The organism is Psychrobacter sp. ANT_H3 (assembly GCF_027919975.1).
Taxonomy (GTDB): Bacteria; Pseudomonadota; Gammaproteobacteria; order Pseudomonadales; family Moraxellaceae; genus Psychrobacter; species Psychrobacter maritimus.
Genome location: NZ_JAQISM010000037.1, coordinates 1 through 6,238, shown reverse-complemented (window position 1 = coordinate 6,238; position 6,238 = coordinate 1). Strand labels below are relative to the sequence as shown.

Below are 6,238 nucleotides of genomic sequence, written 5' to 3'. Positions count from 1 at the left end.
CTAACGTCTATACCCCATAGTATTAGATTGAACTGGTTGTTTAATAGCACTCAAACCGCTGTCTATAGCCTTCTGTTGATCGGTAGACAGCTCGTTGCCATAACTGGACATAAAAGTATTTAAAGATGCTTGTAGAGCCTCTGAGTGCTTTTGACGCTTATCAGCTTCTCGGATGTTGCTTAAACCTATCATCCCATGCTTAAATTGCTCACAAGTCCGATTAATCGTACTAGCTCGATGTCTGATTGCTAAGGTTCTATTCTGATCTGCTGTTGCCTCGTTGTTGATGTAATTATCCAATGCGTTGATATAACTAGATGCTGACAAGCTCTCAGCGGTCATTCTGCTGACCTGTCCAATATCACCTAAAGCATATTTTTTCTTATCATCAATAGCTTTGCGCTGCTCATCTAGGTTTTTGATGAAAGTGTCATAGTGGGTTTTGATCGCATCGTACTGGTCACGCTCTGCCTTTGGCTCACGTAGTAAGTCCATGATCGGCTTGTTCTCTGTGAAAAACGGAGAATCAAACGTATCACATAACCTTTTCTGGTAAGCCCGATGATCTTCGCCACTGGCTTTATTCAACTTAGATTTCTCAGCAAAAGCATCAAGTAAGTCGCTTTGACGATAGTCATACTTGTTGGGGTAGTCGTCTGAGCTTTCGCGCCAACCAGGTCTGAGCCTATTATCTTCTTTATGACGATCAAAGAATTTCTGTGCATAGCCCAGTCTTATACGTCTAAGTTCCTTATTAACGCTCTCAATTCTTCCACTGTAGTATCTCGTTCTTGTATCGTATTTTTCTGCTGCTGTATCAAATTGTCCCTGTTCTTTAGCGATGCTAGCAGCTCTTGCTCGTCGTGCGTTGTCATCGAAGGGGCTGGGGCTGATTGAGGCTGTTGTTCTAGTGTGTTTTGCAATGAGGCTATCAACTTGTCTTTCTTGCTCAGCAGTTTTTGTTGCTCGGTGTTCGTTGTGATTAATGATCTGGTCGACTTGTCCAGTTCGTTTAATCGCCCAGTCAATGTTTTTTGAGTTTGATTCAGCGACTCTGCTAGTTTCTGTGCCTGCTGCAACTGCTCTTTCAACGTCTTGTTTTCCGCTATCAAGTTGTCGTTTACTTCTCTCAATTCGGTGTTGTGCTCGAACATGTCCGCTATTGATCGAGTCAATCCATCGTTTACTGTCATCAACTCTTGGTTCTGCTCTAAAAGCAAGGCGGTCTGCTGCAAGCCTAATTTGGTTGTGGTTGTATCTGCTGACTGACTCATTATGTATTCCTATTTCTGTTTGTATGCCCATACGCTCTAAGATACTCGCGTCTTTGCCTAGGTGTTTGGTCGGCTTGAATGTTAGCCCTAAATCTCTGTAACTCTTATGAGAGACTGGCTGAACCCCTTTCTGTGCCAGTCGCTCATTAAGAATGTCTGCCCATTGTTTACGGGTATTTTTAAGCCATTCGCTGTTTGAGCATAATCCGCGCCCCTGCTGGATTTTTTCACCTGTCTCAGGATCGACTTCACCAATGAGTTCTTTTGGTACGACTGGGCGTGTACGCTCATCGTTAGAGACTTCACTGTCTGATTTTTTGCCGAGCGATAGCTTGTTATCTCTCGATACGTCTAGCTTTCGGGTCAGTAGTAGTATGTGGGCGTGAATGTTTCGCGGATCAGGGGCAGCCATATTTTTGCCCTCCGCTGCTGCCTTGGTGTTTGCCATGTCGTCACCGGCGGTAGGATCATGGACAAAAACCATGCTGAGAACGCCTTGTTCCTCGCTCTGCTGCTGGGCAAACTTCTCAAACAGCTCTATATTTTCAGCGCGTGTCAGCTCAGGCACACCGCACAATACCCATTCACGCGCAAGACGCGCACTGTTTTTCATCTTGCCGCGCTTGGTGGTTTCTCCAATCTCAACCAAATCAGCGATACTCTGAAAGTCCAATTCGATACCACGCGCTGCCAACTGCTCACGCAACTGGTTAGGCAGAATTATTTCACTGTGAACCACATCGGTTTTTTTGGTGTAATCGTAAGACCTTGCTTCGGGATTTAGTTTGTTGTTATCGGTCAATTTTATACCGGCACGATATGAGATTGCCGCCGCTAAATTATGCCCTTGTCCACGACTGATCGATTTGGTTTCGGCTCTGAATATCGCCATTTTTACACCTCGGGTTTTTGGGGTTTGGGGTTTCCCCAACGCGGTTTGAGACAATGAAATAATACCACACGAAGTACGGTTTATGTCATTTCTCGAAACTGCGCTCTTCGAGGACTCTTGCAGAGGGCTAAAAAGCTTAATGAAAAATTCATCTAAATCTAACTTATTAATCAATTTGTTGTGCTAAATAAGTTAGGATAGACTAATGTTAAGGCGAGATGTTTTCTTAAATCACTAGATAGGAAGATACGATGATGAATAGCTGGGCTTACATATGGATATGTCATTTCTTGAAAACGGCTACACTCGTAGAAATACTGCCATTTGGATGGTCTGTCTATCGTGAAGCCTTAGATTTTGAAGATTGAACCAAAAAAACACTTATAAATATAAAATTCTCAGGATGATAGCAAATGCCAAATGGTAACAAGCTACAAGCAGTTATTTTTGATTTTGACAATACTATAGCCCCAACAGATGGTTTTCAGGTATTTAGAACGAAGCACGATACAAGAGGTTTGGAGCAGTATTTAAGAGAACAAGAATTTAAGATGTTTGATGGTATAGGTTTTTTATTAAATGATCTTTGTCATAATCAGATACCAGTAGCCATCGTTACCAATTCGCCACGCTGGTATGTAGATTGCTTATTGGAACATCTAGGTATTCAAAATTCTTTTGATGTGATTATCTCTTATAATGATGTTGTAGATGAAATTAAGCCTAGCCCAAAAGGAATACTATTAGCATTGGAGGCAATGAAATTAGGCAGTGCACAAAATATTATATATATCGGCGATGATAAAAATGATGTAATTGCTGCTTATAGAGCGGGTGTTGTTCCCATTATTGGAAGGTGGACTACTAGTAAAGAACCCATCTCATATATGCCTTTCGGTGTTCTCTCAACTCAAAATTTGGTGGATGCTTCAAGAGAAGGTTTGCATAAATTTGAGTTAACAGCAGAAAAATGTAGTATCGACTTGAGTTCGGAAGGTAAAAAAACAAACGTACTACCCCTTGATGAGGCATCTAAGCTAGTTTATTACCATAAAGACGCCGTAATTTTTAGCTTTGGACGGTACTTCCCATTAAGTTCTGAAGCGTCGGCGAAGCTTCATAATAACCATGCATTAACAAAACAAATATCAGAGAAAATGGTATCTGATGCTAATTATAAAGTCCCTTCGCACTGGGCAACTATTTTTAGACAATTTATAGGGGGGCTTGAGATATTTAAGAAGATAGATTTCGATATAATTACTGTGATACCAGCAAAAAAAGGGAAAGTTAAACGTTTAGAGAATATGTTGTCTAATATACAGGGCGCATCGAATGAAGCAGACAAAATGTTTCTTCAAGACCTTTTTTATTTTGAAGATAATTCCGTTCCAACTAAGACCTTAAATCGCTTTGAACGATATAACCAAATTGATAAAGCTCTTAAAATTACTAATCTGCATGCCTCTAAAATAAGAGAAGCAAATGTTATAGTGATTGATGATGTGAGCACCTCAGGGGCTACTTTATCTAGCGCTATAAAGACTTTAAAGTCTTACGGTGCAAAGAACGTATATGGGTTATGCATAGCTAAAACAGTAAGCCTCCCTGAAGATAAAACATGTCCCGTATGTCACACTAAGCTTAAGATAAACACGGTCAAGAATACTGGAGGTCAATTCTGGTATTGCCCTAAAAAAGATATAAACGGTACATATGAGAATCATTTTATTGAAAATATAAAAGAAAAGGATTGCTCAAAGTGCGGACGCCCAATGTTTAAGCGTTTCAATCCAAGAGATAAAAGTGTTTTCTTAGGGTGCTCAGGATACAGAGATTCAAAAAACGATTGTTCACATACTGAAAAGGTTAGTTGATTGAATGATATCTGAAAAAACATATAAGCTATTGGTAATATCTAAAATACCCTTTGTAGGAAAGGCTAGTCTCAACACCATTGCAAGTCAAATCACAGATTGGGATTTACCTTTACAAGACCTAGCTTCTAAATATTTTGGGAGCATTCCTAGAGTAACCTCAACTGAAATACTTAAGGAATATATTAGTTGGGCTGATAAGATGGTATCTATTGCTGAGGAGGCTGACGATTTTATTATTTCTCAGCAGGACGAAGCGTACTCTAAGTTATTATTCAACACCAAAGATGCTCCAGCATTTTTATATTGTCGTGGCAATATTGAACTGCTAAACAAACCATGTATAGCCATTATCGGCACTCGTGAGCCCAGTGATGATGGAAAGATAATCTGTGAACGTGTAACTAAATGGTTTACTGAACAAGACTGGGTAGTGGTAAGTGGACTCGCTCTTGGAATAGATACTATTGCGCATAGTAGCTGCATAAAAAATAGTGGGAAGACTATAGTTGTTTATGGAAATAACCTTAATAAGATATATCCAGCTGAGAATGTGGATCTTGTTAATGAAGTTCTATCAACTGATGGCTTATTAATCTCTGAATATCCATATGATAATAAACCTCACAGATCCCAATTTGTAGAAAGAGACCGTATCCAAGCTGGTTTATCAGCTGGTGTTGTTTTAGTCCAGTCGGATCTAACAGGTGGGAGCATGCATGCCTCAAAATCTATTTTGAAGTATGACAGATATTTAATAGTCTTAAACCAATCTAAAACAGATATAAATAAGAAAATAAGAAAAATAGAAGCTAATATTTTTTTATTAAATGAGAGTTTTGACCAAATAAAATATAATTTAGGGATCCAAACGATTGAAGAGCATCAGATTATACGGCTTATGCGGAAAAGCGAATACGAAGAGGTCAATGAATTATTAATAGCTCGCTATGAAGAGTTAAAGCATCAAGATAAGGGCGACTTATTTTCTTAATAGCTTAAATAATCTTTAATCGGACGTTTCTTAAACTGTGAAGCGTCTTTTTTAAGACGGTTAATCATCTCAAATTCCCATCCCTGCTGCGACTGTCCAGCTAGGCTATTTGGGCTTACTAAATGATTATAGTCAGCCATGAAAGTAGGGTTTCGAACAATACGACCTAGCTGTTTATCATTTAAACCATCAACGGTAAACATATCGGCTGTATGTGGATCACGTTTTTCTTCTAAGGTTTTTTTAGGCTTGGCTTTGGGCTTCACAGTAAACTTTAAGCCAGTGACAGTACGACCCCGTTTGACGTTCTCATAAGTAATATTTATGTCTGTTTTTTCGTTAATCTCATCAATTGCTGGCTCTAATGCACGAGCTTTTAAGTTGTTTATGCGGTTATAGGACTTTGGCAACCCTAGTTCCAGCTTATAATCTTCTAATGTCATCTGAAATGTAGTCATACCTTCATATTTTTTCGCTATATGATATAGATCAATTGAATACTCTCCTTTCAACAGTAATACATTCTCTTTTTTATATTTAGTAAAAGGATTTGATGCATCAAATGCTTTGAGCATAATTAATACTTCATCGGGAAAACATACTGAAATATATCCATCCTCATATACTGCTCTTATAACCCAAGTAACACCAACACGTTTCCCTCGTTCATTTATATAAGAAAAAGAACGATTCAATAGGTTCTTACTAGCTACTTCCAGCTGCTTATATGCTGAACTAACCTTAATACTACACTCATTAGCAAATTGCTCAGCAGTAATTTCAATAGCATCTTTTTCAGACGCATCAATCATTCTAGCTGTTGGACTAGCAAGTATAAGCAGCCGTTTCTCATCTAACGTCATCTTGTGAAAGCATTGTTCAATCCTGTTTTGCATGACAACCCAATTTTCAGGGTATTTTTTTTGATATGGATCAATTAAAGAACTCATAAAAACCTCATTATGCTACAATAATTTTATTGTAGCATAATCTATGATAGTTGTAGCTTCTAATTATGATTAACGTAGCTTTATCTATGATTAACGTAGCTTTATCTATGATAGTTGTAGCTTTATAAACTCTATAAGCCTTTAATACCAAGGCTTATAGAGTGTCTAAAAGTCTTTAAAAGTCTTTAAAAGTAAAAAATATATTTTTGTTTTAATTAACTAAAGAAAAAGCAAAATAATAATAATAAATG

4 protein-coding genes are annotated in these 6,238 nt (G+C 38.2%); 2 read left to right on the top strand and 2 right to left on the bottom strand.

What is annotated here, in order from left to right:
- A complete protein-coding gene (locus PG901_RS13270) occupies positions 1-2,166 on the bottom strand; it encodes a MobA/MobL family protein (RefSeq protein ID WP_181717153.1) in 2,166 nt (721 codons plus the stop codon).
- Between the two features lie 413 nt (positions 2,167-2,579).
- Here PG901_RS13270 and PG901_RS13265 point away from each other — a divergent pair, with 413 nt between their 5' ends.
- Complete coding sequence (locus PG901_RS13265) at positions 2,580-4,043, top strand: HAD-IA family hydrolase (RefSeq protein ID WP_181717156.1); 1,464 nt, start codon at positions 2,580-2,582, stop codon at positions 4,041-4,043.
- A gap of 4 nt (positions 4,044-4,047) precedes the next feature.
- Positions 4,048-5,037 carry a DNA-processing protein DprA gene (locus PG901_RS13260; RefSeq protein ID WP_181717155.1) on the top strand — a complete coding sequence of 330 codons (990 nt, stop codon included), beginning with the start codon at positions 4,048-4,050 and terminating at the stop codon, positions 5,035-5,037.
- On the opposite strand, the gene PG901_RS13255 is transcribed toward PG901_RS13260, so the two are convergent.
- Positions 5,034-5,987, bottom strand: a complete 954-nt coding sequence (locus PG901_RS13255; RefSeq protein ID WP_181717154.1) for a RepB family plasmid replication initiator protein — start codon at positions 5,985-5,987, stop codon at positions 5,034-5,036. The two genes, PG901_RS13260 and PG901_RS13255, sit on opposite strands and share 4 nt — an antisense overlap.
- Positions 5,988-6,238: the final 251 nt, after the last annotated feature.

Excerpts from the sequence above, each read along its gene's own strand:
- PG901_RS13255 (WP_181717154.1), bottom strand. The coding sequence starts at position 5,987 with ATGAGTTCTTTAATTGATCCATATCAAAAAAAATACCCTGAAAATTGG.
- PG901_RS13270 (WP_181717153.1), bottom strand. The coding sequence starts at position 2,166 with ATGGCGATATTCAGAGCCGAAACCAAATCGATCAGTCGTGGACAAGGG.
- PG901_RS13265 (WP_181717156.1), top strand. The coding sequence starts at position 2,580 with ATGCCAAATGGTAACAAGCTACAAGCAGTTATTTTTGATTTTGACAAT.
- PG901_RS13260 (WP_181717155.1), top strand. The coding sequence starts at position 4,048 with ATGATATCTGAAAAAACATATAAGCTATTGGTAATATCTAAAATACCC.